Consider the following 26576-nt stretch of genomic DNA (forward strand, 5'->3'; position numbering starts at 1 on the left):
ACCGACCATGACCCGCCAACTCTGCGGCTCCAACGACCACACGCCCGGCCACTGGCTCCACTGCCACACCTGCCAGCAAATCAGGCTGGAACTCCCCCACCCCGCGCTGAACCTGACCCTCACCGACGCCCGCCGCCTGTACGCCGACCACCGCACCCAGGGCCTCCCCGAAGTTAGCATGTCCCGGCCCCGCATCCACCGGGAGGCAATGGACGACGTGAACGCCCTGGTGGAATCCATCCAGGTTGAAACCGTCCGCGCGGTCATGAACGCCGCTGAGGCCCGCATCCGGGAAGCCCGCCAGGAGGACGCCGACATGTATCAGGCGAAGCTGGCGGAGGAGCGCCGCCTGAACCAGGAACGCCTGGAACGCATCCAGGCCGACCACGCAGAAGCCCTGGGCCGCGCGGAACTGAAGCGGGCCGGGGACATGATGGCCGCATTCGACGCCGGACGTGACGCCGGACGCCAGGCCGCACAGCTGGAGGCCCGCGCATGAACATCCTCCAGGCGGCGCTGAACCGCCACGAGACCAAGCGTGCAAACGAGTACGGAGCAATCACCTGCGGCTGCGGCATCCAGACCGGCATCGAACCCGGCCGCCCCTACATCACGGATATTCCTGCAGGAACCGTCCCCGACCTCGAAGGCACCGCGGTCACCGGCCGCAGGAACCACGCCCTGCACGCGGCCCACGACACCGCAGAAAACCTCCGCGCAAGCGCTAAAGCCGCCCTGCAGGAGTACTGGCCGAACGCCCACCCGGACCGGCCCTGGCAGAACCTCTCCCCCACCGAACAACAGGTGTACGTGAGGCGCGCGCAGATGTTCGTGGACTTCCTCGTCGCATTGGAGGACCGCGCATGAACCTCCAACTCCTCGACCTGGACGGCTCCGAGCACATGCACTTCTGCGAGTGGCCGTGTACCGGCGGTTGGTATCCGCTGCAATGGGTGGAGCCCGTCGGCGGGTTCGTCTGCCGGAACCCGAACTGCAACCACATGATCGACCTCGACATGGCCCTCAACCACCCGGAACGCTACATCGTGTTGCGGGACGGACGCCGGTACACGCCGGAGGCCACCCGATGACCGCCGCCGACAACCTCCAGGCTGTTATGGACCTGCACCAGCCGGTGATGGAGTTCGAGTACTGCATGGCCGCGATCTTCCCGCCGGAGGGCCCCTGCCCCGTCCCGGACTGCCAGCACGCCACGGACCGGTGGGGTGACGTCATCCACCAGAATGTCCAGCTTGGCCAGCTGTGCCAGACGTGTCGGGATGACGACGGCCAGCCCGTCCCCTACCCGTGCCCGACCGCGGCTCTGGCCTCCGGTATCCCGCCCGCAACCCCGACCGCGGAACCGGTCCCGGCCCCGTACGTCCCCCGGCTCGCGGTGGTGCAGCATGACTGACCCGCTGGAAGGGGCCGTCCTCATCGGCCGAATCACCATCGACTACCACGCCACCACCGACGGTGACCTGGTAACCACCTACGACTCCACCGGCGACATGCCCGTGGTCACCCAACTCGGTCTCCTCCGCATGTGCGAGGACACCATCCTGCAACCCGAAGAAGGAGACAACGAATGAACGCCCAACAGATCATCGACAAGGCCGTCCGCAAGGCCGTGAAGAAGTCCCAGCCCGGCACCGAAGTGGTGTCGTGGGTAGCCGTCATCACCGGCGTGGGCCCCGGGGAGAACCTGCCGATGGGAATCTACGCGGAACACACCATGACCGGCGACCAGGTATTGCAGTTGTGCGCCAACGCCCTCCAGACGTTCGGGGAACCCGAGACGGGGGCCAACGATGAGCGCTGAAACGATCCTGATCAAACGCCGCATCACGTCCGCCCGGGAGTGGCTGGAAGAACTCATCGAGGAGTTCCAGCAGGTCGAAGACAAGCCCGCCCTAACGCCGGACGACGCCCGCACCTACCGCGCGGCCGTTGCCATACAGCAGCTCCGCGCCCGCTGCGAGGACGGTGAACTGTGACCCCATACGAAACGCTCATCGCGGCACGCAACGAGCTTGAAGGCTGGTACGAGTCAACCGCCGTGTTCAGTCCGTTCCCGTGGACGGCAGACGGCTGCTACGTGCAGGACAGCTTGGGAGACGTCGTGGACCCGGACTGCAACCACGCGGAACTCCTCCTCATGCTCACGGCCGCAGCCCCGTACATCATCAACCAGCTCGACTACGCCGCCAGCATCGCCCAATACTCAACCGCTCCCGTCCCGCCCGGAAACACCCTGGACATGGCTGAAGCAATCCTGAACGCCCTACCGAAAGAAGCACGCCAGTGACTGACCTGCAATACCGCCACACCATGACCGTCACCGACCTGGGGCACTACGGCGACGACGCCACCATCGCCTCCGACGCCCGCACCTCCACAAAAGGCTTGGAGGGTCACACGACCGGCTACGAGAACATGGTGGGCACCCTCTGGAGCGAGGGCCACGTGTCCCCGTTCGATCACGCATTCCTGAAGATCGGTCTGGAGGTGCCCACGTTCGTCCGCGACCAGCTGGTCCGCCACCACTCCGCCCGATTCTCCATCGAATCCGCCCGCTACCGCACCCTTCAGCCAGTCTTCTACCTCCCCCCAGCAGGCGCGCCACTAGCGCAGCAGGGCCGCGCTATGGACTACCAGCGCACCACCCTCCCGGAAGACGCCTACCAGGCCGGAATCACCGCCACCCGGGCCGTGCACCAGGCCGCGTGGGACGCCTACGAAACCAAACTGAACCTCGGCTGGTCGAAGGAGCAGGCCCGCGGAGTCCTCGGCCCGGACCACTACATCGCCATGATCATGTCCGCCCGCCTCCGAGACTGGCTGTTCATCCTCACCGCCCGCACCGACCCCCACGCCCAGTACGAGACCCGGCAGGCCGCCCTGCAGATCGAAGAGATCATCGCGGAGCACTTCCCCGTCGCCCACCGGGCATGGCAGCAGGCCACCGCCCGCACCGACCTCACCCGCCAATACCACGCCGCCCTACACCAACTGGAGGCCGACGAATGAGCCGCAAACGCGGAACCTACATACCCCACCCTGACCCGTACGTGAGGAAAGTCTGCGGATACTGCGGGCAGGCAATGAACCCGCACCCCGGAGAAACCCGCTCCGCCTACGGCCGCCGCAAATACTGCAACAAGACATGCCGCACCGCAGCCGTCCGCGCCCGCCACGACCGCATCTTCCCTCCGAAGCCCTGCGAGACCTGCGGAACCCCACTGAAGCCCCGCCCGAAGGAGAACGGAGCCCAATTCGGGAAACGCCGATACTGCTCCCCCAAATGCGCCGGAACGAACCGCCGGGACGACTCCATCAACGCCCGATACCGCGACACCACCCCCGCCACCAACGACCCCGCGAAAACCTGCGCTGTGTGCGGCGATCACATGCCACCGAAACCCGGCGACACCCAATCCATCTACCAACACCGCACCCATTGTTCACCTCAATGCGTAGGGAGGGCCGGGCAGGCCGCCTACAGGGCCAAACTCGGCCTCCCACCACTACCCCCACCCGACCGCCAACAGCCCGCTGAAGGCCCCACGGACTGGGCCGCATACTTCCAGACCGACGACTACCGCCAAACCGTCAACCACTACCGCCAGCAGGCCCGCGCATGAACCCCGGCTGGACCGTCGAAACCACGGTGGAAGTCAAACCCATCCACGACACCATCACCCACACCGGCGGCACCGAATGCCCTTGCGGCCCCACCGTCGAACACCAGGGCGAGGGGACAATCCTCACCCATCACAGCCTCGACGGCCGCGAACAAACCGAATAGGAGACACCAACATGGCACTCATAGACACCCCCAACGGGAAACAAATCATGGCCGAAGACCCCCACGGAAACCTCATCCCCATACCGCCGCCCAACAACCCCCGCGGCTACACCCTCAAAGAAGCCTCAGCGCTCATAGGAGGAGTCCCAACCCGCTGGATACGCGACACCATCGACAGAGTAGAAACCGGCCAAGAACCCTTCCAGCTCGACGGGAAACGCAAATACGTCACCCGCGCAACCCTCGAAGAACTACTATCCGACGCCTGCTGGATCGTCCGATACCTGTAACCCAACCCCTCAACGTCCCGGGCCCGGAGAAACCTCCAGACCCGGGACGCCCTCCATCCCGCAACCCTCCAGACCAGCCACCTCCCACCCAACCACCAACCCCCGCGCCACCCTGAAACCAAACACACAAGAGACCGGGACAGGAGACCCCCGTGACCAACACGAAAAACAGCAACGCCCCCACCCTCAAAACCGAAGCCGTCCCACTCGACTCCCTCACCCCCTGGCCCGGCAACGCCCGCCGGGGTGTCGTCTCCGGAGTGAAGGAATCCATGATGGTCAACGGAGTGTTCCAGCCGCTGATCGTGCAGAAGTCCACCCGGAAGATCATCGCTGGAAACCATCGCTGGCAGGCGTTGGTGGAGCTGCACGGGGAGCAGCCGGACAAGTTCGGGCCGACCGTGGACGTGATCATGATCGACGTCAACGACACCAGGGCGTCGAAGATGAACCTGGCCGACAACAAGACCTCCGACGACGCCACCTGGGATAATCAGGCACTCCTGGATCAACTGCTGCTGCTGGACGGGGACGATGACCTGACTGGCACAGGGTTCGCGGATGATGACCTCAGCGACCTCCAGGCCCTCATGGAGAACGACTTGACCCTGGACGACTTCCAGACTGGGGGCGACGAAGACGGGCCGGAGGATGCGGGAGCTGCGGGCGTCGAATCGACTGGGATCACGGACGATGGCAGCCGCATGAACGACGAGCAGCGCATCATGATTCTCAACCTCCCCGTGGCGGCGTTCACCTGGCTGGACGACCAGCTGATCGACCTGTCGGAGGAGTACGGGACCGACTCGAACACGTGGACGATCATCACGGCAATCGAACGCCTCACCGGCAACGCTTGCCCCGTTCACCAGGACGACCACGCGGAGGGGGCGGCATGACGGCGCTCAGTCTCGGAGAACGGACGGAAGTACAAGCGTCCCGCGTCCTCACCTCGGACGCGGCAAGCGCCCTCGTGGGCACGCCCGTAGGAACAACCCTGACGCCGGGCTTCAAGTCCCCGCGGCCCGGAACATACACGGCCGTGGTTGACGCGGAGACCGGCGACGATATTGCCTACGTGACCCGCCTCCCGGAAGACCGCCGGAAGGAACTCCGCGCGGCCCTCCTCGGGTCGGACAAGATCATGTCCCGGCAGTTGCGCGGCAAGGGCGCAATGGTCGGCAAGGGCGCATCGTTCGGGTTCATGCCGAAACGCCCCATAGCCGGGAGGGAAGCCTGTTCAGCGTCGATCCTCTCCGGACGCATGCCGCAGATTCAGGACATCTTGGACCGCCTGGCCGTCGATCTTGCCGAGCAGTTCGCGGAGCTGAACCGGTCCCAGTTCGACGCTGATTCGGCGCTGCTGGGTGAGTCGATCCTGAACGACTGGCGTCTGGGAGAGAAGTCCCTCTGGACGTCCGGCGTCATCAACCAGACGACCACGCTCCCCTACCACCGGGACGGCAACAACTTCGACACCTGGAGTGCCATGCCGTCGATCCGGTACGGCATGAACGGCGGCCACCTCCACCTCCCCGAATACGACCTCACCCTGCCAATCGGAGACGGCGACGTGTCATGGTTCTTCGGGAAGAAAGTCGTCCACGGCGTCACCCCGATGCAGCCCCGCCCGGGGAAGAAGGATACGGCCTACCGGTACACGTGCGTGTTCTACGCCCTCCAGGGGATGAAGAACTGCCGCACATACGCGGAGGAGACGACGCAGGCCGCCGCCCGCCGGACTGAGCGGGAACGCCGCATGGCAGCAGAAGCCCGCGAACAGCTCGGCCTGAACAAGGAACAGGCGTGACAACCGCGCTTGCGAAGGTGAACGCGAAAGCGCTGGGAGACCTATCGCGCTTCACCTACAACCAGATCACTTCACGCGACATTGACCCCCTGTACCCGATCCTGGCCCGCCTGATCGACACGACTGGAGCGAGCCGGGAACAAGCCGCATGGCTGTGCGTCCACTATCTGACGTTCTACAACATCGCCTCAGCGCTGGAAGTCTGGCTGACCTCCAACATGGGCCCGGCCGCGCAACCGCCCAGGAAGCTCCCCTGCGCGACGGAACGACGGGGCAACAGGGCGGAATCCGTCCTGCTTGCGAACATGCGCGGTTGGGTGAACTCCGCCCGCGCGGCCGGGTCTCTCAACACGTTCCTGTTCGACGGCCTCCCGACCTCCCGCGCTGAAGCGTGGCGCGAGTTCCGGAGGCGGGTCGAATCAGTGCCGGGGAATGGCCGGTGGGCGAGCTACAAGTTGGCGGAAATCGCGCTGGAAGTCCTCAGCGCCCCTTTCGCTATCGGAGACATGGCGCACAAGGACTCATCCGGGCCCCGGAAGGGAATGCGGTTGATCTTCCCGAACGCGCCCACGGGGAACTCCGCGGAGGACGTTGCGGAGCTTGACAGGCTGGGCCGCCGGATAACCTCCAGCTTGGCGGAGAGCACAGGCCTGCCGGTGAGAGTGGAGCACGCGGAGACGATGCTGTGCGACTTCAACGCCCTCACACACGGGGATTACTACACCGGTCGGGACATTGACGTGATGCTGTCGGTAACACTCGCAGCGCCCGAACCAATGCGCGGCATGATCCTCCAAGCCCGCCACGAATCACTCCCCCACGCGTACCTCGGAGAACTCAACGGGTGGACCGGCCCCGACAAGGCCCGCAAACGCGTGTTCAAGGAGACCGGGAAGCTGGTGACACGATGACCGTCCACCTTGACGGCATGGGCTGGCTCGGAAGCACCCTGGCCGTCAACCTGGAACGCAACGGCATTGACTTCACGTGGAGTGACATTGATTCCTGGCGGACAGCCTGGAGGGCTTCCAACGGTGTCGTATACCCCGACGGTGACCCGCTGGCAGTTCGCGGACTGGAAGCGTGGGACCGCTGGTATGCGCAGGGCCTACTCCCGGAGTCTGCCGCCTGCCGGGCCGCGTTCGGATACACCCAGGTCACCGTGCCCCACGGCGGAACCTATCGGCCGCTGGAGTTCTGGCCGGGCGTGAAGCGCGCCCCGGGATTGTCGGCGTACATCGTCAACGTGGCCGCGGTCGTGAAGTGGGCGCGCTCCAGATACTCGGACCGCAGGCGGGACTCTGCGCCGGAAGGATCGCTGGAAGTCGTCGCCCGGGGCAACGGGCGGATGCTGAAGCGGTACGTGTGGGGCTGGACCGCGCGAGCCCGGATCAAACTACCCGCCGAAGCGCGGGCAGTCATCGACTCCGGGGCCGGTCTGGAGCTGTACGGCCTGGTCAACAAGTTCGAGAAAGTGCATGTGACGTCCATCCCCGGCGAACCCGGCCAGTTCAAGCTGGGAACGTCGTCCCGGCCCGGAGTGTCGAACCGGCGGCCGGAAGCAGCGCTGAGGGACTTCGCCAAGCGTGTAGGCCAGGCCGAAACCCTGTTCCCAGGATTGACCGTCTTAGACGCCGATTCGCCCGTTGAGGGTTGGCGGCCGTTCCCAGCCCGGCCTGACTACACGGTTAGGCGCGCGCCCAGCGGGATCGAACTTCCCAGCGCGGGATCGTCTGGAGTCCGTCTAGCGCCCGTCATCGTGCAATCGGCGCTGGACCTCATCGGTGAAGCGGAGGCGAAGAAATGAGCCTGCATATCGAGGGCATGGGGTGGATCGGTTCGGCGCTTGCCCTGCAGTTGGCGGCGCACGGGATCGAGTTCACCTGGAACGACAACGACTCACCCGTGACCGCCTGGAAGGCGACGAACGGTGTAGTAATGCCAGACGTCAAACCGCGCTACGTCCAGAACAAGCGCGCCTGGGACGTTTGGGCGCGGTCGGGTATCTTCCCGAAGGGGACCGTCACCCCCGCGGTGTTCGCCTTTTTCTCGAAGAAGCCCCCGCAGTACGCCAAATACAAGCCCGTCGAACTATGGCCCGGAGTCAAGTGCACTCCGCCAAGCGAAACGACGTACATCGTTGACGTGCCTGCGATTGTCTCCAGTACGCGGGAACGGTTCGCGGGCCGCCGCCGGGATTCCGCGCCTGAGGGATCGACAATCGCGGTGGCTCACGGTTTCTCCTCCCGGACAGTCCGGCTCGAATGGGGGTGGACCGCGCCCGCGCGGTTGACGCTCCCCCCGGAAGCTCAGGACGCGTTGGACAGGGTTGGAGGGCTCCAGCTGTACGGACGACCTCAGCGGTCTGTCGTCGCATACGCAACGTCCGTCCCGTCCAAGCCCGGGCGGTTCCTCATCGGAACCTCCCGCATTCATACTCCCCGGCGTCACCCGGATACGGCGCTGAGGCATCTCGGACAACGCATCGAGCAGCTACAGACACACTTCCCCGGCGTCATCGTTGAGGAGGTCGGTGCGCCGGTTGAGGGCTGGAGGCCGTACGGGGCAGACCCGGATGATCTGACGCCGCTGAAGGCCGGGCGGCGCATCATTGTTCCCCCGGCTCATCATTCTGGCGTCCGTGCTGCGCCGGAGATTATCGGCGGAATGCTGAAGGCGTTGAAGGTGACGACGTGAGGCGGCGGGCGGTGTACCTGATTGGCGGGCCGGGGACGGGCAAGTCTACGACGGTCCGGCATGTGCTCAACGGGGTGCGGTTGGACCCGCCGGACGCGGCCGGGGATGCTTGGCCGCTGCTGAAGGTCCAGCCGTTCCGGGGCCGGTCGGGCGCGTATCTGGGAGTGCGCGGGGGCCGGTTCCCGGGGACGGATCGGCTGAGCATGGCGGTGTCTCCTCAGGCGGTGGAGTGGGCGTTGTCGAACCGGGTTCCGGAGATTGTCGTGGGTGAGGGCGCGCGGTTGGGTACGGCGAAGTTCTTGGCGGCGTTGTCGTCGTCGTGTGATCTGTTGGTGGGGCATTTGGTGGCGGCGGAGTATGTGACGGCTGAGCGGTTTGCTGTGCGGGGGTCGGCTCAGTCGGATTCGTGGGTTGCTGGGAGGGTGACGGCTGCGGCGAATGCTGCGCAGGATTTGGAGGGTGCTGGGGTTCGGGTGTTGGAGGTGGATACGTCGGCGGCGGGGCCTGGTGAGGTGGCGGCGGTGTTCCGGGATCATCTCAGGTTGGGGTGATTGGCGGGCCTCCGGATTTGTTTTCTACCGTTGACTACGGTAGAATAAAGGTATGAAAGGAGGTGAACATGACATGGGATGAGATACTCAACCACCTCAGCCAAGCCGCCGGAATCATCTCACTCGGATACGTGATCTACTCGGATCAACGGAACCGGAGAGAAGACAAGAAGCGGAAGGACGAGGAGGATAACGAGTAAACAGAACCCCCCGCCCGGAACTAGACCAATTAGCTCCGGGCGGGGCCTCACCCCAGGATAGGACAATGAACAACATGAAACCAGCAGCACTAGCCGCAATCACCTGCACCCTGGCAATCGCCTGCACGACCGCAGACCACACGGCCCTCAAGGTCGTCTTCGCCGCGGGAGCCATCGTCACGGCCGTAGCGTCGATCCGCGCAGCCAACGCGGAACGCAAGGACCACCGGTGATCCACTACCTGTCACTAGCCGACGTGGCCGCCCGATTGGGCCTAGCTGACTCCCGGAGCCTGTCGAAGTATCAGCTCCCGGAGCCGGATGCGAAGATCGGGCGGGCGCGGGGGTGGCTCCCGGAGACCATCGACCGGTGGAATGCCGGGCGGCCTGGTCACGGTGGGCGGCCTCCGAAGTCGGAGTGAGGGGACGGCCGGGCGGACAGTGGTTCGCCCGGCCGCTTTACCTCCAGCCGTGCAATGTGTTATAGTATAAACATAAGCACGGGGGAACGAGCCCCCGGCTAACCGGGAAGGAACCCGCCATGACCGCGAAACTCACCGCCGCAGACCTCAAGACCGCGCTCAACACCATTCAATCCAAAGACTTCGCCGGATACACACTTTCCATGCACGAAGGTGAAGTCGTGTCCCTCATGACACTTGCGTACGTCCTCGAAGTAACCCCGCAGAAAATCGCAGCAACCGCCAAGCGTCTCGGCTTGGAAGTATTCGCACCGCACGGCCACCAGAACAAGGAAGCAAACTTCAAGGCCGTGAAGGTCGAATCCATCAACGCACTGTAGCGTAGCAGCCGCACGCAGGGTATCCGCTCGTCCGAGCCGGACGGCTTAACAACCCGGGCCCCGGACCAACTCAGGTTCGGGCCCGGCCCGTGTAGGCTGAAAACCACCACCCCAACCCGCAAGGAGAACGACACCATGAGCACCCCCACCCCGCGCGAACCCGGGATCAAGTACGACACCAAGGTCATGAACCTAATCGTGCAAGACCGGAAAGACCGGAAGAAGTACGAGAAGATGTTGGAGAAGGGTTGGGAGGTCGAACTGGTGCAGCCCCGCCGGTTCTGGCGCGGTTCCACCTACACGTTCCGCCGCCGCAAAGGCTGAACACATGGGATAATCGGGGGTATGGCACCCATCCCGGAACCCCGCGAATACACTACCGGCGACATAACCTGGCTGGCCGAACTAGCCGCCCCAGTAGACACCATCGCCACCCGATGCGGCCGCACCCCCGAAGCCCTCGCCGCCGCCTACGAGTTCAACCAGCGCCTCCGAGACCGTCGCGCGAAGGCCGTAGATACGCGACACGCGCTGAACCGTCAAGCCTGGTAACCAGCCTCCAGCGGTATCCTGACGTGTAACCCGTTCGTTACGCGCCAGGAGACCGCCGTGAACCAACGCACTGTCGAACCATCGTGGATGCTGTGCCCCGCCTGCACCCGCACCACCTACCAACTCATCCGCCCCACCTGCGTTATCTGCCAGGGCGCGGGCTGGCTCCGACTCGGAGACCCTGCCCTGTCCATCTACGACCCGGAGACCGTGGCCACCGCCGTCCGGTACGCGCTGGAAGCCTACGCCCGGGACATTGCCGCGGACATGCACCTGAGCATCCCCCGGCAGACCCTCCTCTCAGCCGCGCTGGGCAACCTGATTGACGCGGGCCTGCTCTGGGAGGAGACCAGCCGCCCGGCCCCGCCGAAGTTCGATACCGCCCGGGAGCTGGCGGAGCACGTCACCGGCGTGCAGTTGACCCTGTTCGACATGAACGTGTCCGACCCTGCCCTGCCCTTGTACGCGTACACGGAGGAGGACCGGCCCCTTGCGCGCGGCCTCCCCGTCCTGTCCGCGTCCGGACACCCGTCCGCCCTGTCCATGCTGGCCGACCCCGCGGACCCGCTGGGAGACACCCGCCGGGACGCGCGGGAGCACCGGTACCGGCTGCAGCGCGCCCGCACCCTGCTGGACGCCCACGCCGGGGCCGCTGGCCACCGCCGCCGGAAGGTGGCCGCCTGATGGGAGGACGCGGACGGCCGAAGCTCGACACGAACAACGAGATGCGGGCGCAGAAAGCCCTACAGCTGCGCGCCAACGGAGCCACCTACGACCAGATAGCTGAAGCCCTGGGGTGGAAAGACCGCTCCAGCGCCTACATGGCCGTGAAGAAGCTCCTGAAGCGCAACGAGGTGGAGGGCGTGGACCAGCTGCGCCGGGTGGCGCTGGAGCGGTACGACAACGTGTTCCGCCAGGCCGCCAGCATCCTCAACGCGACCGAGAAACACACGGAGATGACGGAGGACGGGGTGGAGACGAAACGCATTCCCACCCACTCCCCCAAGGACCGCCTGGCCGCGGCCCGGCTGATCGTCCGCACGCAGGAATCCGTGAACCGCATGATGGGCGTCAACGTGGAGCCGGAGGCCGCGCAGATCACCACGCGGACGATCATCGTGGAGGCGGAGACGCTGACGAACAACATGGCGCACGCCCTCACCGGAGCTCCAGCGTCCGACGATGATGACATCATCGACGTGGTGGTGGATGAGGATTGACGGCCACCCTGACGCGGGTTGAGCGGCCGGTCATTGTCCCCACGGAGAAACAACGGCTGGCGCTCAGCTTGGACGTGGACGAACTCCTGTTCGGGGGTAGTGCTGGCGGCGGGAAATCGTATGCCCTGATAGCCGCCGGGTTGCGCATGTGCCGCCTGGTGCCCGGCTCAGCGGTCCTCCTGCTCCGCCGTACCCACCAGGAACTTCACGAGCTGCGCCGTCGTATTGGCGAGTACGCGACCGAAGCGACGTTCAACAAGGGCGAAGCGATCTTCTACTTCCCGAACGGCTCGGAGTTCCGCCTGGGGCACGCTCAGTACGACGACGACGTGCAGAAGTGGCAGGGCGCGGAACTCCAGCTGTTGTTGGTGGACGAGCTGACCCAGTTCACGAAGTACCAGTACACGTACCTGCGGGGCCGCCTCCGCGCTTCCGGGACCGTCCTGCAGAAGATGAACGAGCTGGGTATCAGGCCGCATTCCCTGGCGACGGCGAACCCGGGCGGTATTGGCCATGCGTGGGTGAAGCAGCGGTTCATCTCCCCCGCGCCCGCCTTCCAGCGGTTCCGGACGCAGACGGGCACCGTGCGCGCCTACGTGCCGTCACGCCTGACGGACAACCCCCACCTGGACCAGCAAGCATATTTGCAGGCGTTGTCGGGCCTGGACCCGGTGATGCGGCGGGCTATGATCGAAGGCGACTGGGATATCCTCCTGGGTTCCGTCCGGTTCCCGCAGTGGCGGCGGGACTTGCATGTGGTGGAGCCGGAAGACTACCCGCTGGAGCTGGTCGGTCATCCGCGGGCGGTCGGCGTGGACTATGGCGTGGCTGATCCGTTCGCGGCCGTGTGGGGTGCGCTCATGCCGGATGGCACCGTGGTGATCTATCGGGAGCTGATGGAGACGGACATGACGGCCAGCCAGCAGGCGCAGCTGATCTTGGACTCGGAGGCGGAGGGTGAGCGGGACCGTGGGCGTCCGGTGCCGGTGGCGGCCGACCGGTCCATGTGGAATCGTATGGGCAATTCGGGGGCGAAGCTCGCGCCCGGTTCTGACGCGCCCGACAAGGGTTCAATCGCGTACGAGTATTACAAGCGTTTTGGCGGGCAACTGCACCGCTCCAACTCCGACCGGCTGGCCGGGTGGGCGATGATAGACGAGCTGTTGCGGCCCCGGCCGTGCGAAGGATCGTGCGGGCGGGAGGACTGCCCGGGGCATCCGCGCCTGGTGGTGTATTCGACGTGCGTGAACGTGATCCGCGATCTTCCATCCCTGCCGCGGGACAAGCGGAACCCGGAGGACGCGGCAACGCATAACGTGAATGACCACGTGCCTGACGCCTTGCGGTATTTGGTGATGGAGTTGGTGTTGCGGGGGCAGCGGCGGTCGTCGTTGGAGTCTGTGGCTGGTCGGCGGGAGCGGGTTCGGTCGGTGTCGGCGGGGTTGCGGGATCGGGGGTTTTGACCCGGGTTTTGCCTCCCGCCGTGCAGAGTGTTATAGTATAACTATCAGCACGGGGGATGAGCCCCCGGCAACGCGAGCAGAAAGGCTCACACCATGAACACCGCCTACACCCCCGGGATCACCACCGCCGCCGACCTCATCGAACCCCGCGAATGGCTCTGCAAGATCGGCGACCGCGAGTTCACCGAACCCGTCTTCATCAAGACCTGCCACCGCTCCAGCGACTACATCGTCCACCTGTACGGCGACGTGTTCATGGACGTTCCCGCGGAAACCCCCGTCACCCTGGCGCACCTCACTCCGACCCACCCCTACTTCCACAACGTCCGCAAGTACTGATCCCCATCACTCCCCCGGCGGGGCCGCGAACAACAGCGGCCCCGCCCCCTCGAAAGGAACTACACACCATGACCAACCTGGAGACCATCACCCGAACCGCCCGCAAGCTCGCCAGCGCCTACATGGACGACTTCCTGGCCGCTGACAACGACGGCATGGACGCGCTCATGAACGCGGCCCGCGCCCGCGACCTGCACAAGGACGCTGAAGCGCACTGCCTGCGCCAGCTGGAGCCGGGAACGACCGACCGGGGGACGTACGGGCACCTGTTCGATGACGGCGAATCGGTAGCGTTCGTCGGCAAGGATCGGGCCTACTGTGGGCCGTCGTGGGTACATTGGTTCAGCGCGGAGTTGGGCGGATGGGGTCGAACGTCGTTCGGAGACCTGTTCAAGGAGAAGTGAACCCGGCCCGGGCCTGCTGGCAACCGCTAGCGGGCCTGGGCCCCGTTATGGAGAGAAGGAGAGATATGGGAGACGAATTGCCGGAGATGACGGCGGCGGAGTTCCGCGCTATCCGCGTGTACCTGGGCTTGTCGATTGGAGACGTGGCCCGGGGCCTGGACGTGGATTCGGGGACCGTGCGCGACTGGGACAAGGGCAAGCGGGCGATGCCGCCGGGTGTCGTGCTGGAGTTCAGCGCATGGCGGGAGGAGACGGAGAAGGCCATTGACTATCTGGTCCGCCAGCACACTCGCGTTCAGGTGCGGGATGGACGCCCGGGCCGTATAGCTATACCGCGGACGCCGGTGGACCTGGAGCGGTGGGCGCTGGACCGGAAGGCGTTGGGGTTGAGCTTCTGGCCGTCGTTGGATTGGTGGAAGGTTGTGGCGGTTCAGGTGGTTGAGGAGGTGCCGGGGTTGCGGATCGTGTGGGAGTAGGGGCCGGGGTTTGCCGTCCCCTCGTGCAATATGTTATAGTATAACTACAAGCACGAACAAGGGGGACGGCCCCCGGAAAGCAGGAATCATGCAGGACTTCACCAAGATGACCAACGACATGCTGATCAACGCCCTCACCCACGCGGTTGACCGCCGGGACGCCTTCGAGCAGTCCGACATCAAGAACGAACTGCTCCGCCGCCTCGGCTCCGGCAACGCCACCGGTTCCGACTACGCGAACTGACGCATAACCCGTTCGTTACACCCCGGGCCAACCGGCCCGGGGCCCCGCCCGGAAGGACCCCGCCATGAACCACAGCATCTTCAAGACCGCCCGCACCATCTCTGTTGACGACTACGCCGTCCCCGCCGGAGAGGAATGGCCCGCCCGCGTCTACCGCGTCAACCGCGCGGGTAGCGGCTACGACACCGAGACCGGCCGCCAGGTCCGTACCAAGGCCCGCCTGTGGTTCTCCAACACCAAGTTCAGCGACTACCCGCTGGACTCCCTCATCCCCGTCTACTGAAAGGACACCGTGAAGCAGTCCATCACCTCCAAGGCCCTCGACAAGAAGACCGGCATGACCTTGGAGGAGGTGGCCGCGGTCATCACCCGCGCCTACCGCCTCGACATGCCAACCAGCTCCACCGTGGAAGTCATCATCGGCTTCCGCTCCCAGATTCAGTCCATCACCATCACCCAGAAAGAGGAGACACCATCATGACCACCACCGGATACCAGCAGCAGCGAATCGTGGAACTCCGCGCGGAGAACTACAAGCGGCTGAAGGCCGTACGGATCACCCCGGACGCGGACGGCCTGGTGCAGATCACCGGAGCCAACGGGCAGGGCAAGACGTCCGTGCTCGACGCCCTGTGGTCCGCCCTGGACAACGCCACCACGTCCAAGCAGAACCCCGACGTGATCCGGCATGGCGCGCACACTGCCAGCGTCCGCCTGGAGCTGGATGACCTGATCGTGGAGCGCACCTGGCAGGAGGGGAAGATGCCCGCTCTGAAGGTCACGTCGAAGGAGGGCGCGAAGCTCTCCAGCCCCCAGGCAGTGCTCAACGCCCTGTTGGGTTCCCTGTCGTTCGATCCGACGGCGTTCCTCCGCCTCCGCCCGGCCGATCAGGTTTCGCAACTGCTGGACCTGGTGGAGTTGCCATTCGATCCGGCGCAGCTGGAAGCCGACCGGCAGGAGGCGTACGACCAGCGGACCGCGGTGAACCGGGATGCGAAGCGCCTGGCGGGCGCTATCAGCTCACTCGGGGACGTGGACGTGACGGCTGAGCCGGTGGACATTGCCGCGCTCACCGATGAACTGTCCCGGGCGAGGAACGCCCGGGGTGTGATGGAGGAAGCGCACAACCGGCTGGACAACGCACGGGCTGACCTGGAAGACGCCCGCGCCAATGTGAAACGGCTGGAGGATAAGACCCGCGCGTGGGAGGCGGAACTGTCCAAGGCGAACAGCAATTACGCGCTGTACCGCGACCCCGACGAAGTGGAGCTGGACCTGCGCGCGGCAGACGCGCGGGCGGAAGCATTCCAGCAGCGGCAACGTCTGGAAGCCCTCACCGCGGACATGGAAGCCGCCAAGGAGGAGTCCGAGAACCTGACCGCCCGGATCGGAGAACTGGACGAGCAGAAGCGGGAAGGCCTCGCCGCCGCCGACATGCCCGTGCCCGGCCTCGGATTCAACGACACCGGCGTCACCTACCACGACGTGCCGCTGCAGCAGGCTTCCACCGCCGAACGCCTCAGGGTCGCAACGGCCATTGCCATGCGCCAGGCCCCCGCACTGAAGGTGCTGCGGGTCCAGGACGGCAACGACCTGGATTCCAAGAGCCTCGCAGCGCTCGACCAGCAGGCCCGGGAGCACGGATTCCAGGTGTGGATCGAACGGGTGGACGAGACCGGAACCGTGGGCGTGTACATCGAAGACGGCGAACAGCCCGCCACCAACTGAACCGAAGGAGTTAATCACCATGCACCGCTACACCCTCGCCGTCGCCCTCGCGGCCGCGGCCCTCACCCTCGCCGCCTGCGCCCCCAGCCAGGCCGCCGCCAACCCGCCCGCCACCGTCGTCCCGGCCATGACTCCCGGCGTGATCGACCTCGGAGCCGATCCCGTCCCGGAGATGACCGGCGGCGTGATCGACGGGAACACCTTCCCGACTCCGGGCAACTGATGCGGCTGAGCGGCCCCGTCCCCCACACTCGGGGGGCGGGGCCGCATTGTGTCGTTATGACGATCATCCGACCTGAACTTGGCAACCCTGGCGGCATGGAAGCGTCGTACACGCCGGGCAGGGACCGCAAGACGACGTACACGCCACGCCCGGACGAGCACACGTGGGAGCTGGAATACCCGCTCTGCAATGCCGTCTACAGCCAGATGAAACGGTCTGATGGGCAGGTGGCGTCCCTACTGAAGGCGATCCGCTTGCCGATCCAGGGCGCGCACTGGCAGCTCACCGGGGATGACGTCCGCCCGGAGGTTATGGAGTTCGTGACGAAAGACTTGGGCGTCACTCTTCCCGGGGAGGGCCGGACCCGGCGGCGCAGGAACGGAATCGTGTGGGGCCACCACGTGCGGGAAGCCCTGAACATGCTCGCCTACGGCCACATGTTCTTCGAGCAGGTCTATCACTTCACCCCCACCGATCCCACCCATATTCACCTGCGGAAGCTGGCCCCGCGGATGCCGCAGACCATCACGCAGATTCAGGTGGAGCGGGACGGCGGCCTGGCCGGTATCTGGCAGGAACCCCTGGACCTCACCCGGGTGCATGAACCGATCTTCATTCCCGTGGACCGGCTGGTCGGGTACGTGCTCGACCAGGAGGGCGGAGATTGGACGGGCAGTTCCATCCTCCGTACCGCCTACAAGCATTGGCTGATCAAGGACGTTCTGATGCGGGTTGATGCGCAGTCGGTGGAGCGTAACGGCATGGGTATCCCCGTGGTGAAGTACGATCCGACGATCCCGGGCGCGAAGGAGGACGCGGAGGAGATCGTGCGGAACGTCCGCGCGGGCGAAGCCGCGGGTGTTGCCCTCCCCGTCGGAGATGGGCTATCCGACTTCAGCCTGGTGGGCGTGTCCGGCTCCACCGTGGACGCGGTGGCCCGCATGAACTACCACGACCAGCAGACCTCCCGGTCGGCCCTGGCAATGTTCCTGGACCTCGGCCACGACGCCGGGGCCCGAAGCCTGGGCGAATCCCAAACGGATTTCTTCCTGTCGTCCCTCCAGTCCGTTGCGGACGATATTGCGGAGGTGGCAACGGAGCACATCATCCGCGACCTGGTGGAGGTCAATTGGGGCCCGGATGAACCGTACCCGGTCATGTCCCCCGGCCGCCTGGCTGACAATGGGGCGATCACGTCGGAGTCCCTGGCGACGCTCACCACCGCGGGTCTCCTCACTCCGGACGCCCGCTTGGAGGACTATGTGCGCACCCGGTCCGGTCTCCCGGAGGCAGACCCGTCCACAGCCCGCCAGCAGGACGTAGACACGCCAACACCCGCGGGGGCACCCATTCCCACCCTGGCCGAAGACGACACGGCCCTGGCGCGGGTGGAGTCAATTCTGGCCCGCATGTCGGAGCTGGAGGCGTGACCGTGGGTGGGCGTACCTCCCTTGGCGGTGTCGCCCGCCGCCTGGAGCGCCGGGCCCTGCTGATGGAAGCGGAACGCCTGCTGATCCTGAAGGAGGCGGAGGCGGGGCAATCGTTCGCGGGAGCGAAGCGGGCCCTGCATCCGCACGAGATCCGCGCCCGGGTACGGTTCGGAGAAATCGACTCCACCCTGAAGCACGCGGAGGCCGCCGTCAACGCCGCCACGAAGGCCGCCGTGGACGACGTGCTGGCCGCCGTCACCGAATACCTACCCGACACCGTGGACACGCCACAGGAACTGCAGGCCGCGCTGGCCGGGATGCTACTGGCCCCGCCGGAGGCCGTGAAGAAGGCCCTGGCCGGGTATGCGGAACGTCTCGCCGGGCTGCTGGCCACCGTACGGGAACGCGGTCGGGAGTCGGTGATTGGTGAGGCGGAACGGCAGGGCGTGGAGGTTGCCGCCGCAATGGCCTCCCGCGGGATGAAGAAGACCCCCGGGTGGCAACAGATGCAGGCCGCCGGGACCGGGGTAGCCGGGGTTCTGTGGCAGGACGTCCTGAAGCAACTCGGCACCGCGGCCGCCAACCCGAAGAAAGCCACCGTAGGGGACGCGCTGGAGGCCGCGGCCGGGCACGCCTACAAGGGCGTAGTGGACGCGGCACGCCAAGAGACCCTGGTGCAGCACGGTTCCGGGAGGCGGGACGGAGTGGCGGAGGTGCAGCGCGAACCGGAGGACATCTGGGCTTCAGAATTGCTTGACGGGTCCACCTGCATCCCCTGCGATCACATCGACGGGAAGGACTACGCCAGCCTGGATGAGGCATATGTGGACTATCCCGTGTCCGGCTACAAGAACTGTGAGGGTGGGAACCGGTGCCGTGGCATTCTGGTAATCGACTGGGGCGCTGAGGGGCGGCCGGAAGACCCGCCGGAACCAGAACCCAAGCCGGAGCCTGAACCTGCTGGCAACAAGCAGCTCCGCTCCGTGAAGTTCATCAATGACGAGGAGCAATTTGGAAGGCCGAATCTTGCGACTGCGGAAGATGCGATTAGCTCTGTAGTTGTCGGCCGGAACGGTTGGGAGACGATCCTCGGTGGTCGGCGGCAGACCAACAAGGCGGGCGTACCGAAGTTTCAAAACGGCGACCCAGGCAAGCCGAAATGGGCTGGCGGTCATCTGCGCAGTTCGCGGGCGGTCGGGAAGACGAAGTTTCCGGAAGGGTGGGACTCAGACAAGGCCGAACAGGCCTTGAGCCAGGTTCTCTCATCGCCTGGAACCGTTCAGGATGACGGGCCTTCTGGATGGGTGCTTACGGGGCTCGCATTTGGCGTGTTTTGCAGGGTTCAGATTGGATGGAACGGAGTGCTCAGCAAGTTCTATCCTGTATACGGACCGGGTGTTGTGCGCGTAGGTTTCGACGGGAAAGCGTTGCCCCAAGAGGACGCTTCAGGTAGTAGCTTATTATAGTATAATGTTAGGTATCCAAGGAGACGCTCATGAACGAAATTGCCCTACTGAAGGACGCTCTACAGTTCGCGGCTGAGGCTGGACTGAAGACGAACATGTCGGCCGGGGCTGCTGTTATGGCGGGTGAGTTCGATGACGCCCTACTGTCAGTGACTCACCAGATTGCAACGCAGGCCGGTCGTCCAATACCGCGTGAGCTGTCAGCCCGGCTTATCGCCTGGGCGCGGAACCTTGACGAACCGGAGGAAGTTATCAGCGGCGTCGCGGCTGAGGTAATCGACGCAGCATCATCAGATGATGGTGCGTGACGTCCGGGTTATGCGCTACAGTTGTTCTTGATCGCGTTTGTGTCTGACCTAGCGTTGCGTGATTCTCTCCGGGTGGTTCTCGGGCTGGTGTGGGAGGCCCCCGTCTGATTCGTTCAGGCGGGGGCCTTTCGCGTAGAATCAACCATGAGTGTGCCCTCCTTGAGGGTCCAGGCCCCGGGCTGCGAGTCATATCCGGCAAGATGTTCGCTCGCATTCCGGGGTTCTTTTGTGCCCGCCGCCGCCCTCCCACCAAACCGGCCCCCGGCTCCGCATGATGCGGGTATGGGATATACAACGATCCCGGGTGTCCCCCTGATCCGTACGGGCACCTGGAATGCAAGCGTCGGCGGGACGCAGCCAGTCACGGCCGCGGACCTGAAGGCAATGGCCGATGCGGCGGCCGACAATACCCTGGACATGCCCGTGATCAAGATCGGGCACGTTGACCAGCGGTTCCCGGAGCTGGGGCAGGACGGTGAACCCGCCTACGGGCAGGTGGCCAACGTGCGGCTCTCCGACGACGGGCAGACTCTCCTGGGGGATTTCGTGAACGTCCCGGAGGAGCTGGCGGCGAAGGCGGATTCCGCGTACCCGTACCGGTCGGCTGAGTTCCGATCCAACGTCACCCTGAAGGACGCTGCGGGTGAGGTGGTGCGGAAGTTCAAGAAGGTGCTGACCGCGGTTGCGCTGCTGGGCTCCACTCCCCCGGCCGTGAAGGGCCTCGGCACCGTTCACGCGGCCCTGTCCGACGGGACCGCACTGGACTCCGACGCCGGGGCCCTGGTGGCGTTCAAGTTGGGTGATCCCCTGTCCGCAGAACAGCTGCGGAAGGCACTGCTGGATGCCACGCCGGGCGCGGGAGAAGTCCTCGACTTCACCGACACCCTGTACTGGTACACGACCATTGACGGTGACCCGCTCACCGGGCAGCTGCGGTACATGCAGGGCACCTACACGGAATCGCAGGGCGTCGTGGAGGTCACGGGCGAACCGGTGGAGGTGGAGGAAGACCCCGGCCGGTCGTTTGTGCCGAAGCAGCCCGGAACTCAAACCGCCAACGTCCCACCCGCCGCCCCCGCGGGCCCGCAAGCTCAGATCGACAACCTTTCAACAAGCGAAGGAGGAACGGGCATGGCAACTCTCGCTGACCTGTTCTCGGCCGTCGAAGTGGACCCGCCTGAGGGTGAGGACTACACGGCCATTGAAATCCCGGATGCGGCTGTGGAGGCCATTGCTCAGGCGTTCACCGACGTCAAGAACAGCGACGGTGAAGACGGGGAGAACCCGGTGGCCGCGTCCGAGGCCCCCACCGGTTCCGTCCTGGTGTCCGAAGCGCAGTTCTCCGAACTCACCGCGTCCAATCAGTCCATGGCCACGCAGCTCGCTGAGCTGACTGCCGCGCGGGACGCTGACCGCCGTGACGGGATCATCAACACGGCCCTTTCTGAGGGCCGCCTACACCCGTCCGAGCGGGACGCCTGGCGCACCGCCCTGGACGACAACGAGGAGTCGATCACCACGCTGCTCTCCCAGCGTGCGCAGGTCGTCCCCGTGAACGAACTCGGGTCCGCTATCGCACCTGAGGTGTCCAGCATGTCCGAGGCCCGCGAGAAGGCCCTGGACGACTACGAAGCACAGATTTGGGGGGCCCGCTGATATGGCTACTTCGCTGCATTACTTCAAGCCCGGCCAGGACATTACCGCGGTGGCTACCGCGGCCCTGACCGGAGCCACGTTCGTCAAGCTGGCGACCGGCGGCGTCTACAATGCGCCGCACATCGCCGCAGCCGGGGAGGACGACATCCCGTTCGGCGTGGTTGCCCGGGATGCGGAGAACGCGGAGCGCGTGCTGGTGCATACCGGCGGCGTTGTGCCCGTGACCGCTGGAGCCGCCGTTACGGCTGGTGCGCTCATCGGTGTAGGTGCGGACGGGAAGGCGGCTGTGGCCGCTGACCGTGCTACTGCTGTCGGCCAGGCCCTCGCGGATGCGGCGGCCGGTGAACCTGTCTCGGTCCTGCTGAGCATCTGAAAGGAACTACAACTGTGGTTAATTCGTTCTTTCCCCCCAAGTTGGCGCAGGCCGACATTGCCGCCCTGGTCGTCAACCCGACCCGCATCCAGTCGCGTCTGGAATCCCTGAACGAGGGCAAGTACATCATCGACTACCTGTTTGGGGCTTCCCCCGCTGACGGTGGTGCGATTGTGTTCGACCGGAATATCTCCAACCCGTACCTGGAGCGTGACGCGCAGGCAATCGACGCCGGGGCTGAGTTCCCGAAGCTGACCGATACCGATATTGAGCCGGGTCTGGCGCGCGTGCAGAAGTACGGCGGTGAAGTTGACATGTCGCTGGAGGCTATCCGCCGCAACGATCAGGCATACTACACGAACAAGGTCACCCGCCTGGCGAACACTGTCGTGCGGAAGACCAACACGATTGCCGTGGCAACGCTGCTCGCGGACCCGCTGATCCCGTCGTATGCGTCGGGTACCGCGTGGACCGATGGTGCCGCGGACCCGCTGGCGGACCTGATGCGGGCGCAGTCCCTCGTGGACGACAACGACAACGGCTACCAGTCGAATGTCGCGCTGATCAACCCGGAGGATGCGCTGCTGTTGAAGACCCGCAAGGACGTTCGTGACGCCCTGCCGCGGGAGACGAAGGAGCTGAGCCCGGTCTTGTCCCGCGACCTCTCCGGCCTGCTGGAGCTGGAGTGGATCAAGTCGCCTATGGTCACGAAGGGTACCGCGTGGATTGCTGACCGCAACTCGCTGGGTGTCGTCGGTGACGAGGAGGGCGGCCTGAAGGCGGACAGCTATGAGGAGAAGCACCGCCAGGTGCAGGTTCTTCAGGCGTGGCGCGCCTGCGTGCCCGTCGTTACTGATCCGTTCTCGGCCGTGAAGATCACGGGCATTAGCTGATCGGAGGCGCGTTATGGCAGGTCGTAGGAGCCCGGCTGAGAAGCCGGAAGCCAAGGTGGAAGCCCCTGCCGAGGCGGAGGCCCCGGAAGCGGCCCCAGTTCGGGCGCGGGTGACGGCAACGATGTACGGCCGGAAGGTCGGCGGGGTTGTCGTCCCGGCCCGGGAGGGTGACGTGATCGGCGTGACGCCGGAGGAGCTGGAGCGCGGGGCCCGTATCGGGGCTCTCGAAGAAGCCTGAAGGCAGCGTATTGGTGGCCCGGTCCTATTGCAGGGCCGGGCCACCGTCATATCAGAAAGGGTGGTGGCCGTGGTGGCGGGAACGCTGGCGGGGCAGACAGATTTCGGATGCAAGGTCACGGACGTGCTGAACCTGAACATGACGGTGGCGGTGAAGATGCGTACCGGGGAGACGCAGCACGGTGGCCGGATTCGTGACGGTGAACGGTATGTGACGGAGCAAATGGTGGAGGAGTGGATTGGGCAGGTGGCGTCCCGGGTGCGGGCGCGCCTGGCGCGGTTCCTGGACCTGCGCGACACCTCGCTGATCTTCGATTCCGTGGTGGCGTCCGGACGGGACGTGGTGGCCAACGGGGCCGGATCGTACCTGTATGCGGCCGCGGCCCCGGAGAAGGCCGCGATAGCGGACGGCACCGCGTATTCGGAGGTGTTGTGGCAGCGGTACCTGGACGGTCTGGAGGCGCTGGCGAAGGCACTGGAAGACTGGCTGGGTGATCATCCTGAGGACGGCGGGCGGCATTCGGGCGGGCGGCCGTCTGGCGGCCGGTTCCCCCGGCCCGCGATCCGCGACTACATGAGGTGGTAGCCCGTGGTTCAAATGTTCACGGTTCGCGGTACGGGCATCGAGGATATGAACCTCGAACTGTCCCGCATCAAGGGCCAACTGAAGAACGTTGACGGCTTCCTGACGAACCTCTCCAAGTGGATCGAGGAGCAGGAGGCGCAGCAGTTCAAGAAGGAGGGCGGGGCCTACCCGCCGAAGTGGGCGGCCCTGTCGAAGGAGTACGCCAAGTGGAAGGGCCAGCACTACCCGGGGAAGGGCATTCTGGAGCGGACGGGCGACCTGAAGACGTCACTCACCACGTCGGGGTCCGGTATCCGTGCGGTCCACAATGGCACGCTGACGTTCGGCACGCTGGTGGAGTACGCGGCCTACCACCAGAACGGAACCAAGACGATGCCAGCCCGGCCGGTGCTGATCCGGACCGACAAGACGTTCAAGCGCGCTGTGGAGAAACAGTTGCAGCGGTGGATTTTGGAGCACAACCGATGAAAGGGGATCGTCATGCTGGGTGCTGACACTGTGCTGAGAGCCGTGCAGGAACGGATGGAGGCCGCGCTGGTAGAGAAGATTGCCGGGCTGCGCAGGGCGTTTAAGCTCCCCGCGGATGAACTCCCCGACCCCGCTCCCGTCCTGGATGCGGAACCGGCCATTGAGTCTATCGGGGATTGGCCGTGCGTGTTCTGCGCGTGGACGACGGTGGACCAGAAGGACGTTGACCTGCGGGCCCCGGAGTCCGGGGTGCTCACTGAGTCCTATGAGTTCAGGTACACGGTGCGCGTGTATGCGCTGGTGCGGCACACGTCCCGGCAGACGACTGAGCGGCAGGCCCGCCTGTATGAGCAGGCGGTGCGCGCGGTGGTGTTGGAGCGGCGGGATATTACCCCGGAGTGGATCACGACGGAGGAGACCATTGTGATTGATCCGACCCGTGTGTCCGCTGAACCGTGGGACGTGATGCCGGACGGGAACAACCGGTTCATCTCCGCCGTGTATGTGGAGTTCCCGATCACCGCGGACGAGCAGGTGGGGTCGCCGTTCCCGTCGATGGGTCGGGCGGCGGATATTCCGGTGGCTGCGGTGCCGTGGGAATCGTAAACGGCCGTCCTCCCACCCGGCCGCGGTTGGGTGCCCCATTGTGACGGGTATGGAGTATCGAAACCATGACATGCAGCCGCGTGTCTTCGACTCTGCCGGGCACACTGTGGACGGTCTGGGCACCTGCAAGGGTGACCCGGCCGATCCGCGGACCGCGCGGCTGATCGAACGCGGTGTGCTGGCCCCGGTCGCCCCTGTGGCGGCTCCCGTCTCCAAGCCTGCGGCGTCCAAGCCGCGGGGGAAAACTCATGATCCCGAGGAGGATGAAGCATGAGCCGTGTAGGTGTACACGTCACTACGACCGCGCAGGCGGGCCGGGCTGGTACCGGTGTCGCGTCTGGCCGGTTCTTCCTGGCTGGTCTCGCTGAGCGCGGGCCCGCCAACACTCCCACCATTGTCCGTTCCGCGGCCGCGTTCGCTACGACGTTTGGCGGGCGGACTGCCTATAATTCGCCCCTGTATGACACGATCCGATCCTTCTTCGAGGAGGGCGGAGGTGAGGCCGTGTTCGTGCGCGCGGTCGGTCCGGCCGCTACGACTGGCAACGCGGTCCTGAAGGACAACGCTGACGCCGATACTGTCACCCTGACGGCCTCCAGCGCTGGCGCATGGTCCGCTGGCGTGTCCATCGTGGTGACGCAGGTGGGCGCTACCGCGTTCGCTCCCGCCCGCTCCCGCCTGACCGTGACCGGTCCGGCCGGGGTGGAGTCTTTCACGGAGGCGACCGTGCTGGAGCTGGTTGAGTCGATCAACCGCCGCTCCAAGTACCTCGTGGCTACCCCTGTTCCGGGTGATAACGGCCTGCCGTCCGCCACAATTGATCCCGTCGTACTGACTGCCGGTGATGACGACCGCGCGGCCGCTGGCGGCGCTGTCATCGCGGACGCCCTGGGCCAGATCGGAACCGAGTACGGGACCGGAGCCGTGGCCCTGCCCGGCCTGACCGCCGACACTGTGGGTGACGTGCTGCTGAACCATGCGCAGCAGTTCAACCGGGTGGCGCTCATGGCGATGGACGTTGACACGCCGGTGTCCGAGGTGGAGGGTGCTGCCGCTGAGCTGGGCCAGCATCCGGCCGCGGACTATGGCGCGATCCTGTACCCGTGGGTGACGGTGCCGGATGGTTCCGCGTCCCGCCAGTGCCCGCCGGAGGGCTATGCGGCGGCGAAGCGTTCCGAAGCGCACGCGACCTACGGCCCCTGGCGTACCCCGGCGGGTGATTTCTCCACTGCCGACTGGCTGCTGGGCACCGTGGATAACGTCTCCCAGTCCCTCAACGAGGAGCTGGTGGACCAGAACGTCACCGGCATCATGACCGGCAACGGGAAGACCCGCCTGTACGGCTGGTGGAGCCTGTCGGAGAACTCGGAGCACTTCGAGATGCTGACCGCGCGGGACACGCTGAACTACCTCACCGTGTCCTGCCAGCAGGCGTTGGAGGAGTTCGTGTTCGACACCATCGACGGCCGCGGTCTCCTCACCGGGAAGATCGAGTCGGCGCTGGTGGGCGTCTTGGACCCCATCGCCCGCGGCAATGGCTTCTACCCCAGCTTTGACGCTGAGGGCAACGAGCTGGACCCCGGCTATCAGGTCACCGTGGACGACTCGCTGAACACCCCGGCGACCCTGGCGGAGAACAAGATCATGGCGCGTGTGGCTGTGCGCCTGTCCCCGACCGCCAACCTGATCGAACTCGAAATCGTCAAGGTTCCGTTCACCGCGGCCCTCTGACCAGAAAGGAAGGTGA

The 26576-nt window shown here is 65.5% G+C and carries 42 protein-coding genes; all 42 read left to right on the forward strand.

From position 1 onward, the window contains the following. The first annotated feature begins 7 nt into the window (after positions 1-7). Positions 8-499, forward strand: coding sequence for a hypothetical protein (locus NQ034_RS02460; RefSeq protein WP_257046818.1), 492 nt, complete (start codon positions 8-10; stop codon positions 497-499). Next, positions 496-867 carry a hypothetical protein gene (locus NQ034_RS02465; RefSeq protein WP_257046819.1) on the forward strand — a complete coding sequence of 124 codons (372 nt, stop codon included), beginning with the start codon at positions 496-498 and terminating at the stop codon, positions 865-867. Before NQ034_RS02460 ends, NQ034_RS02465 begins: the two co-directional genes overlap by 4 nt. After that, a complete protein-coding gene (locus NQ034_RS02470; protein WP_257046820.1) occupies positions 864-1091 on the forward strand; it encodes a hypothetical protein in 228 nt (75 codons plus the stop codon). The genes NQ034_RS02465 and NQ034_RS02470 overlap by 4 nt, the downstream gene beginning before the upstream one ends. Next, positions 1088-1414, forward strand: coding sequence for a hypothetical protein (locus NQ034_RS02475; RefSeq protein ID WP_257046821.1), 327 nt, complete (start codon positions 1088-1090; stop codon positions 1412-1414). Before NQ034_RS02470 ends, NQ034_RS02475 begins: the two co-directional genes overlap by 4 nt. Beyond that, positions 1407-1592: a hypothetical protein gene (locus tag NQ034_RS02480; protein WP_257046822.1), complete on the forward strand. Its 186-nt coding sequence runs from the start codon at positions 1407-1409 to the stop codon at positions 1590-1592. Before NQ034_RS02475 ends, NQ034_RS02480 begins: the two co-directional genes overlap by 8 nt. Continuing rightward, on the forward strand, positions 1589-1822 hold the full coding sequence (locus tag NQ034_RS02485) for a hypothetical protein (protein ID WP_257046825.1): 234 nt from the start codon (positions 1589-1591) through the stop codon (positions 1820-1822). The genes NQ034_RS02480 and NQ034_RS02485 overlap by 4 nt, the downstream gene beginning before the upstream one ends. Next, positions 1812-1997 carry a hypothetical protein gene (locus tag NQ034_RS02490; RefSeq protein ID WP_257046826.1) on the forward strand — a complete coding sequence of 62 codons (186 nt, stop codon included), beginning with the start codon at positions 1812-1814 and terminating at the stop codon, positions 1995-1997. Before NQ034_RS02485 ends, NQ034_RS02490 begins: the two co-directional genes overlap by 11 nt. Further along, entirely contained in the window at positions 1994-2308 is a 315-nt protein-coding gene (locus tag NQ034_RS02495; RefSeq protein ID WP_257046827.1) for a hypothetical protein, read from the forward strand. Before NQ034_RS02490 ends, NQ034_RS02495 begins: the two co-directional genes overlap by 4 nt. Then, positions 2305-3030 (forward strand): FAD-dependent thymidylate synthase, encoded by a 726-nt coding sequence (gene thyX, locus NQ034_RS02500; RefSeq protein WP_257046829.1) that lies wholly within the window; start codon positions 2305-2307, stop codon positions 3028-3030. Before NQ034_RS02495 ends, thyX begins: the two co-directional genes overlap by 4 nt. A gap of 610 nt (positions 3031-3640) precedes the next feature. Then, positions 3641-3808: a hypothetical protein gene (locus tag NQ034_RS02505; RefSeq protein ID WP_257046830.1), complete on the forward strand. Its 168-nt coding sequence runs from the start codon at positions 3641-3643 to the stop codon at positions 3806-3808. An 11-nt stretch (positions 3809-3819) separates the two neighbouring features. Continuing rightward, complete coding sequence (locus NQ034_RS02510; protein ID WP_257046831.1) at positions 3820-4098, forward strand: hypothetical protein; 279 nt, start codon at positions 3820-3822, stop codon at positions 4096-4098. 152 nt (positions 4099-4250) lie between these two features. Next, positions 4251-4997: a ParB/RepB/Spo0J family partition protein gene (locus tag NQ034_RS02515; RefSeq protein ID WP_257046832.1), complete on the forward strand. Its 747-nt coding sequence runs from the start codon at positions 4251-4253 to the stop codon at positions 4995-4997. Next, the gene (locus tag NQ034_RS02520) at positions 4994-5908 is read left to right on the forward strand and encodes a hypothetical protein (RefSeq protein WP_257046833.1); all 915 of its coding nucleotides are present in this window, start codon (positions 4994-4996) and stop codon (positions 5906-5908) included. The genes NQ034_RS02515 and NQ034_RS02520 overlap by 4 nt, the downstream gene beginning before the upstream one ends. Further along, a complete protein-coding gene (locus NQ034_RS02525; protein ID WP_257046834.1) occupies positions 5905-6819 on the forward strand; it encodes an ADDT family thymidine hypermodification transferase in 915 nt (304 codons plus the stop codon). Before NQ034_RS02520 ends, NQ034_RS02525 begins: the two co-directional genes overlap by 4 nt. Further along, entirely contained in the window at positions 6816-7715 is a 900-nt protein-coding gene (locus NQ034_RS02530) for a hypothetical protein (protein WP_257046835.1), read from the forward strand. Before NQ034_RS02525 ends, NQ034_RS02530 begins: the two co-directional genes overlap by 4 nt. Further along, entirely contained in the window at positions 7712-8605 is an 894-nt protein-coding gene (locus NQ034_RS02535; protein WP_257046839.1) for a hypothetical protein, read from the forward strand. The genes NQ034_RS02530 and NQ034_RS02535 overlap by 4 nt, the downstream gene beginning before the upstream one ends. Then, positions 8602-9156 carry a P-loop-containing protein gene (locus tag NQ034_RS02540; RefSeq protein ID WP_257046840.1) on the forward strand — a complete coding sequence of 185 codons (555 nt, stop codon included), beginning with the start codon at positions 8602-8604 and terminating at the stop codon, positions 9154-9156. Before NQ034_RS02535 ends, NQ034_RS02540 begins: the two co-directional genes overlap by 4 nt. 274 nt (positions 9157-9430) lie before the next feature. Then, on the forward strand, positions 9431-9589 hold the full coding sequence (locus NQ034_RS02545; protein ID WP_257046841.1) for a hypothetical protein: 159 nt from the start codon (positions 9431-9433) through the stop codon (positions 9587-9589). Between the two features lie 307 nt (positions 9590-9896). Continuing rightward, positions 9897-10157 carry a hypothetical protein gene (locus tag NQ034_RS02550; RefSeq protein ID WP_257046842.1) on the forward strand — a complete coding sequence of 87 codons (261 nt, stop codon included), beginning with the start codon at positions 9897-9899 and terminating at the stop codon, positions 10155-10157. 135 nt (positions 10158-10292) lie between these two features. Then, entirely contained in the window at positions 10293-10481 is a 189-nt protein-coding gene (locus NQ034_RS02555; RefSeq protein ID WP_257046843.1) for a hypothetical protein, read from the forward strand. 285 nt (positions 10482-10766) lie between these two features. Continuing rightward, the gene (locus NQ034_RS02560; protein WP_257046844.1) at positions 10767-11393 is read left to right on the forward strand and encodes a hypothetical protein; all 627 of its coding nucleotides are present in this window, start codon (positions 10767-10769) and stop codon (positions 11391-11393) included. Next, entirely contained in the window at positions 11393-11929 is a 537-nt protein-coding gene (locus NQ034_RS02565; protein ID WP_257046846.1) for a helix-turn-helix domain-containing protein, read from the forward strand. Before NQ034_RS02560 ends, NQ034_RS02565 begins: the two co-directional genes overlap by 1 nt. Further along, positions 11926-13392 (forward strand): terminase large subunit domain-containing protein, encoded by a 1467-nt coding sequence (locus tag NQ034_RS02570; protein WP_257046848.1) that lies wholly within the window; start codon positions 11926-11928, stop codon positions 13390-13392. The genes NQ034_RS02565 and NQ034_RS02570 overlap by 4 nt, the downstream gene beginning before the upstream one ends. 93 nt (positions 13393-13485) lie before the next feature. After that, complete coding sequence (locus tag NQ034_RS02575) at positions 13486-13731, forward strand: hypothetical protein (protein WP_257046852.1); 246 nt, start codon at positions 13486-13488, stop codon at positions 13729-13731. 68 nt (positions 13732-13799) lie between these two features. Next, the gene (locus NQ034_RS02580) at positions 13800-14135 is read left to right on the forward strand and encodes a hypothetical protein (protein ID WP_257046853.1); all 336 of its coding nucleotides are present in this window, start codon (positions 13800-13802) and stop codon (positions 14133-14135) included. Positions 14136-14200: 65 nt separating this feature from the next. Continuing rightward, a complete protein-coding gene (locus tag NQ034_RS02585; RefSeq protein ID WP_257046858.1) occupies positions 14201-14611 on the forward strand; it encodes a helix-turn-helix domain-containing protein in 411 nt (136 codons plus the stop codon). An 88-nt stretch (positions 14612-14699) separates the two neighbouring features. Then, a complete protein-coding gene (locus NQ034_RS02590) occupies positions 14700-14855 on the forward strand; it encodes a hypothetical protein (RefSeq protein ID WP_257046860.1) in 156 nt (51 codons plus the stop codon). Between the two features lie 64 nt (positions 14856-14919). After that, a complete protein-coding gene (locus NQ034_RS02595) occupies positions 14920-15138 on the forward strand; it encodes a hypothetical protein (RefSeq protein ID WP_257046862.1) in 219 nt (72 codons plus the stop codon). 9 nt (positions 15139-15147) lie between these two features. Beyond that, positions 15148-15336, forward strand: a complete 189-nt coding sequence (locus NQ034_RS02600; protein WP_257046866.1) for a hypothetical protein — start codon at positions 15148-15150, stop codon at positions 15334-15336. Then, a complete protein-coding gene (locus tag NQ034_RS02605; protein WP_257046867.1) occupies positions 15333-16583 on the forward strand; it encodes an AAA family ATPase in 1251 nt (416 codons plus the stop codon). Before NQ034_RS02600 ends, NQ034_RS02605 begins: the two co-directional genes overlap by 4 nt. Before the next feature lie 19 nt (positions 16584-16602). After that, positions 16603-16806: a hypothetical protein gene (locus NQ034_RS02610; RefSeq protein WP_257046868.1), complete on the forward strand. Its 204-nt coding sequence runs from the start codon at positions 16603-16605 to the stop codon at positions 16804-16806. Between the two features lie 95 nt (positions 16807-16901). Further along, entirely contained in the window at positions 16902-18236 is a 1335-nt protein-coding gene (locus tag NQ034_RS02615; RefSeq protein ID WP_257046874.1) for a phage portal protein family protein, read from the forward strand. A gap of 2 nt (positions 18237-18238) precedes the next feature. Beyond that, a complete protein-coding gene (locus NQ034_RS02620; RefSeq protein WP_257046875.1) occupies positions 18239-19702 on the forward strand; it encodes a hypothetical protein in 1464 nt (487 codons plus the stop codon). Between the two features lie 29 nt (positions 19703-19731). Beyond that, positions 19732-20010 (forward strand): hypothetical protein, encoded by a 279-nt coding sequence (locus tag NQ034_RS02625; protein ID WP_257046876.1) that lies wholly within the window; start codon positions 19732-19734, stop codon positions 20008-20010. A 282-nt stretch (positions 20011-20292) separates the two neighbouring features. After that, positions 20293-21666 carry a phage protease gene (locus NQ034_RS02630; RefSeq protein ID WP_257046877.1) on the forward strand — a complete coding sequence of 458 codons (1374 nt, stop codon included), beginning with the start codon at positions 20293-20295 and terminating at the stop codon, positions 21664-21666. Position 21667: 1 nt separating this feature from the next. Next, a complete protein-coding gene (locus NQ034_RS02635) occupies positions 21668-22039 on the forward strand; it encodes a capsid cement protein (protein WP_257046878.1) in 372 nt (123 codons plus the stop codon). 14 nt (positions 22040-22053) lie between these two features. Continuing rightward, positions 22054-22932 carry a major capsid protein gene (locus NQ034_RS02640; protein ID WP_257046879.1) on the forward strand — a complete coding sequence of 293 codons (879 nt, stop codon included), beginning with the start codon at positions 22054-22056 and terminating at the stop codon, positions 22930-22932. Between the two features lie 310 nt (positions 22933-23242). Continuing rightward, positions 23243-23755, forward strand: coding sequence for a hypothetical protein (locus NQ034_RS02645; RefSeq protein WP_257046880.1), 513 nt, complete (start codon positions 23243-23245; stop codon positions 23753-23755). A gap of 12 nt (positions 23756-23767) precedes the next feature. Beyond that, positions 23768-24223 (forward strand): phage virion morphogenesis family protein, encoded by a 456-nt coding sequence (locus NQ034_RS02650; RefSeq protein WP_257046924.1) that lies wholly within the window; start codon positions 23768-23770, stop codon positions 24221-24223. A gap of 54 nt (positions 24224-24277) precedes the next feature. Further along, on the forward strand, positions 24278-24829 hold the full coding sequence (locus NQ034_RS02655) for a hypothetical protein (RefSeq protein WP_257046881.1): 552 nt from the start codon (positions 24278-24280) through the stop codon (positions 24827-24829). A 70-nt stretch (positions 24830-24899) separates the two neighbouring features. Beyond that, positions 24900-25103 (forward strand): hypothetical protein, encoded by a 204-nt coding sequence (locus NQ034_RS02660; protein WP_257046882.1) that lies wholly within the window; start codon positions 24900-24902, stop codon positions 25101-25103. Next, the gene (locus NQ034_RS02665; protein WP_257046883.1) at positions 25100-26560 is read left to right on the forward strand and encodes a hypothetical protein; all 1461 of its coding nucleotides are present in this window, start codon (positions 25100-25102) and stop codon (positions 26558-26560) included. Before NQ034_RS02660 ends, NQ034_RS02665 begins: the two co-directional genes overlap by 4 nt. Positions 26561-26576: the final 16 nt, after the last annotated feature.

The sequence above is a fragment of the Brevibacterium moorei genome, assembly GCF_024580735.1.
In the GTDB taxonomy this organism is placed as follows: Bacteria; Actinomycetota; Actinomycetes; order Actinomycetales; family Brevibacteriaceae; genus Brevibacterium; species Brevibacterium moorei.

Coding starts and splice junctions, on each gene's coding strand:
- NQ034_RS02510 (WP_257046831.1), top strand. CDS start 3,820: ATGGCACTCATAGACACCCCCAACGGGAAACAAATCATGGCCGAAGAC.
- NQ034_RS02545 (WP_257046841.1), top strand. CDS start 9,431: ATGAAACCAGCAGCACTAGCCGCAATCACCTGCACCCTGGCAATCGCC.
- NQ034_RS02585 (WP_257046858.1), top strand. CDS start 14,201: ATGGGAGACGAATTGCCGGAGATGACGGCGGCGGAGTTCCGCGCTATC.
- NQ034_RS02565 (WP_257046846.1), top strand. CDS start 11,393: ATGGGAGGACGCGGACGGCCGAAGCTCGACACGAACAACGAGATGCGG.
- NQ034_RS02530 (WP_257046835.1), top strand. CDS start 6,816: ATGACCGTCCACCTTGACGGCATGGGCTGGCTCGGAAGCACCCTGGCC.
- NQ034_RS02580 (WP_257046853.1), top strand. CDS start 13,800: ATGACCAACCTGGAGACCATCACCCGAACCGCCCGCAAGCTCGCCAGC.
- NQ034_RS02650 (WP_257046924.1), top strand. CDS start 23,768: ATGTTCACGGTTCGCGGTACGGGCATCGAGGATATGAACCTCGAACTG.
- NQ034_RS02465 (WP_257046819.1), top strand. CDS start 496: ATGAACATCCTCCAGGCGGCGCTGAACCGCCACGAGACCAAGCGTGCA.
- NQ034_RS02630 (WP_257046877.1), top strand. CDS start 20,293: ATGGGATATACAACGATCCCGGGTGTCCCCCTGATCCGTACGGGCACC.
- NQ034_RS02615 (WP_257046874.1), top strand. CDS start 16,902: ATGGAAGCGTCGTACACGCCGGGCAGGGACCGCAAGACGACGTACACG.
- NQ034_RS02520 (WP_257046833.1), top strand. CDS start 4,994: ATGACGGCGCTCAGTCTCGGAGAACGGACGGAAGTACAAGCGTCCCGC.
- NQ034_RS02590 (WP_257046860.1), top strand. CDS start 14,700: ATGCAGGACTTCACCAAGATGACCAACGACATGCTGATCAACGCCCTC.
- NQ034_RS02665 (WP_257046883.1), top strand. CDS start 25,100: ATGAGCCGTGTAGGTGTACACGTCACTACGACCGCGCAGGCGGGCCGG.
- NQ034_RS02625 (WP_257046876.1), top strand. CDS start 19,732: ATGAACGAAATTGCCCTACTGAAGGACGCTCTACAGTTCGCGGCTGAG.
- NQ034_RS02550 (WP_257046842.1), top strand. CDS start 9,897: ATGACCGCGAAACTCACCGCCGCAGACCTCAAGACCGCGCTCAACACC.
- NQ034_RS02575 (WP_257046852.1), top strand. CDS start 13,486: ATGAACACCGCCTACACCCCCGGGATCACCACCGCCGCCGACCTCATC.
- NQ034_RS02555 (WP_257046843.1), top strand. CDS start 10,293: ATGAGCACCCCCACCCCGCGCGAACCCGGGATCAAGTACGACACCAAG.
- NQ034_RS02595 (WP_257046862.1), top strand. CDS start 14,920: ATGAACCACAGCATCTTCAAGACCGCCCGCACCATCTCTGTTGACGAC.
- NQ034_RS02485 (WP_257046825.1), top strand. CDS start 1,589: ATGAACGCCCAACAGATCATCGACAAGGCCGTCCGCAAGGCCGTGAAG.
- NQ034_RS02470 (WP_257046820.1), top strand. CDS start 864: ATGAACCTCCAACTCCTCGACCTGGACGGCTCCGAGCACATGCACTTC.
- NQ034_RS02610 (WP_257046868.1), top strand. CDS start 16,603: ATGCACCGCTACACCCTCGCCGTCGCCCTCGCGGCCGCGGCCCTCACC.
- NQ034_RS02605 (WP_257046867.1), top strand. CDS start 15,333: ATGACCACCACCGGATACCAGCAGCAGCGAATCGTGGAACTCCGCGCG.
- NQ034_RS02655 (WP_257046881.1), top strand. CDS start 24,278: ATGGAGGCCGCGCTGGTAGAGAAGATTGCCGGGCTGCGCAGGGCGTTT.
- NQ034_RS02505 (WP_257046830.1), top strand. CDS start 3,641: ATGAACCCCGGCTGGACCGTCGAAACCACGGTGGAAGTCAAACCCATC.
- NQ034_RS02460 (WP_257046818.1), top strand. CDS start 8: ATGACCCGCCAACTCTGCGGCTCCAACGACCACACGCCCGGCCACTGG.
- NQ034_RS02490 (WP_257046826.1), top strand. CDS start 1,812: ATGAGCGCTGAAACGATCCTGATCAAACGCCGCATCACGTCCGCCCGG.
- NQ034_RS02475 (WP_257046821.1), top strand. CDS start 1,088: ATGACCGCCGCCGACAACCTCCAGGCTGTTATGGACCTGCACCAGCCG.
- NQ034_RS02535 (WP_257046839.1), top strand. CDS start 7,712: ATGAGCCTGCATATCGAGGGCATGGGGTGGATCGGTTCGGCGCTTGCC.
- NQ034_RS02480 (WP_257046822.1), top strand. CDS start 1,407: ATGACTGACCCGCTGGAAGGGGCCGTCCTCATCGGCCGAATCACCATC.
- NQ034_RS02660 (WP_257046882.1), top strand. CDS start 24,900: ATGCAGCCGCGTGTCTTCGACTCTGCCGGGCACACTGTGGACGGTCTG.
- NQ034_RS02635 (WP_257046878.1), top strand. CDS start 21,668: ATGGCTACTTCGCTGCATTACTTCAAGCCCGGCCAGGACATTACCGCG.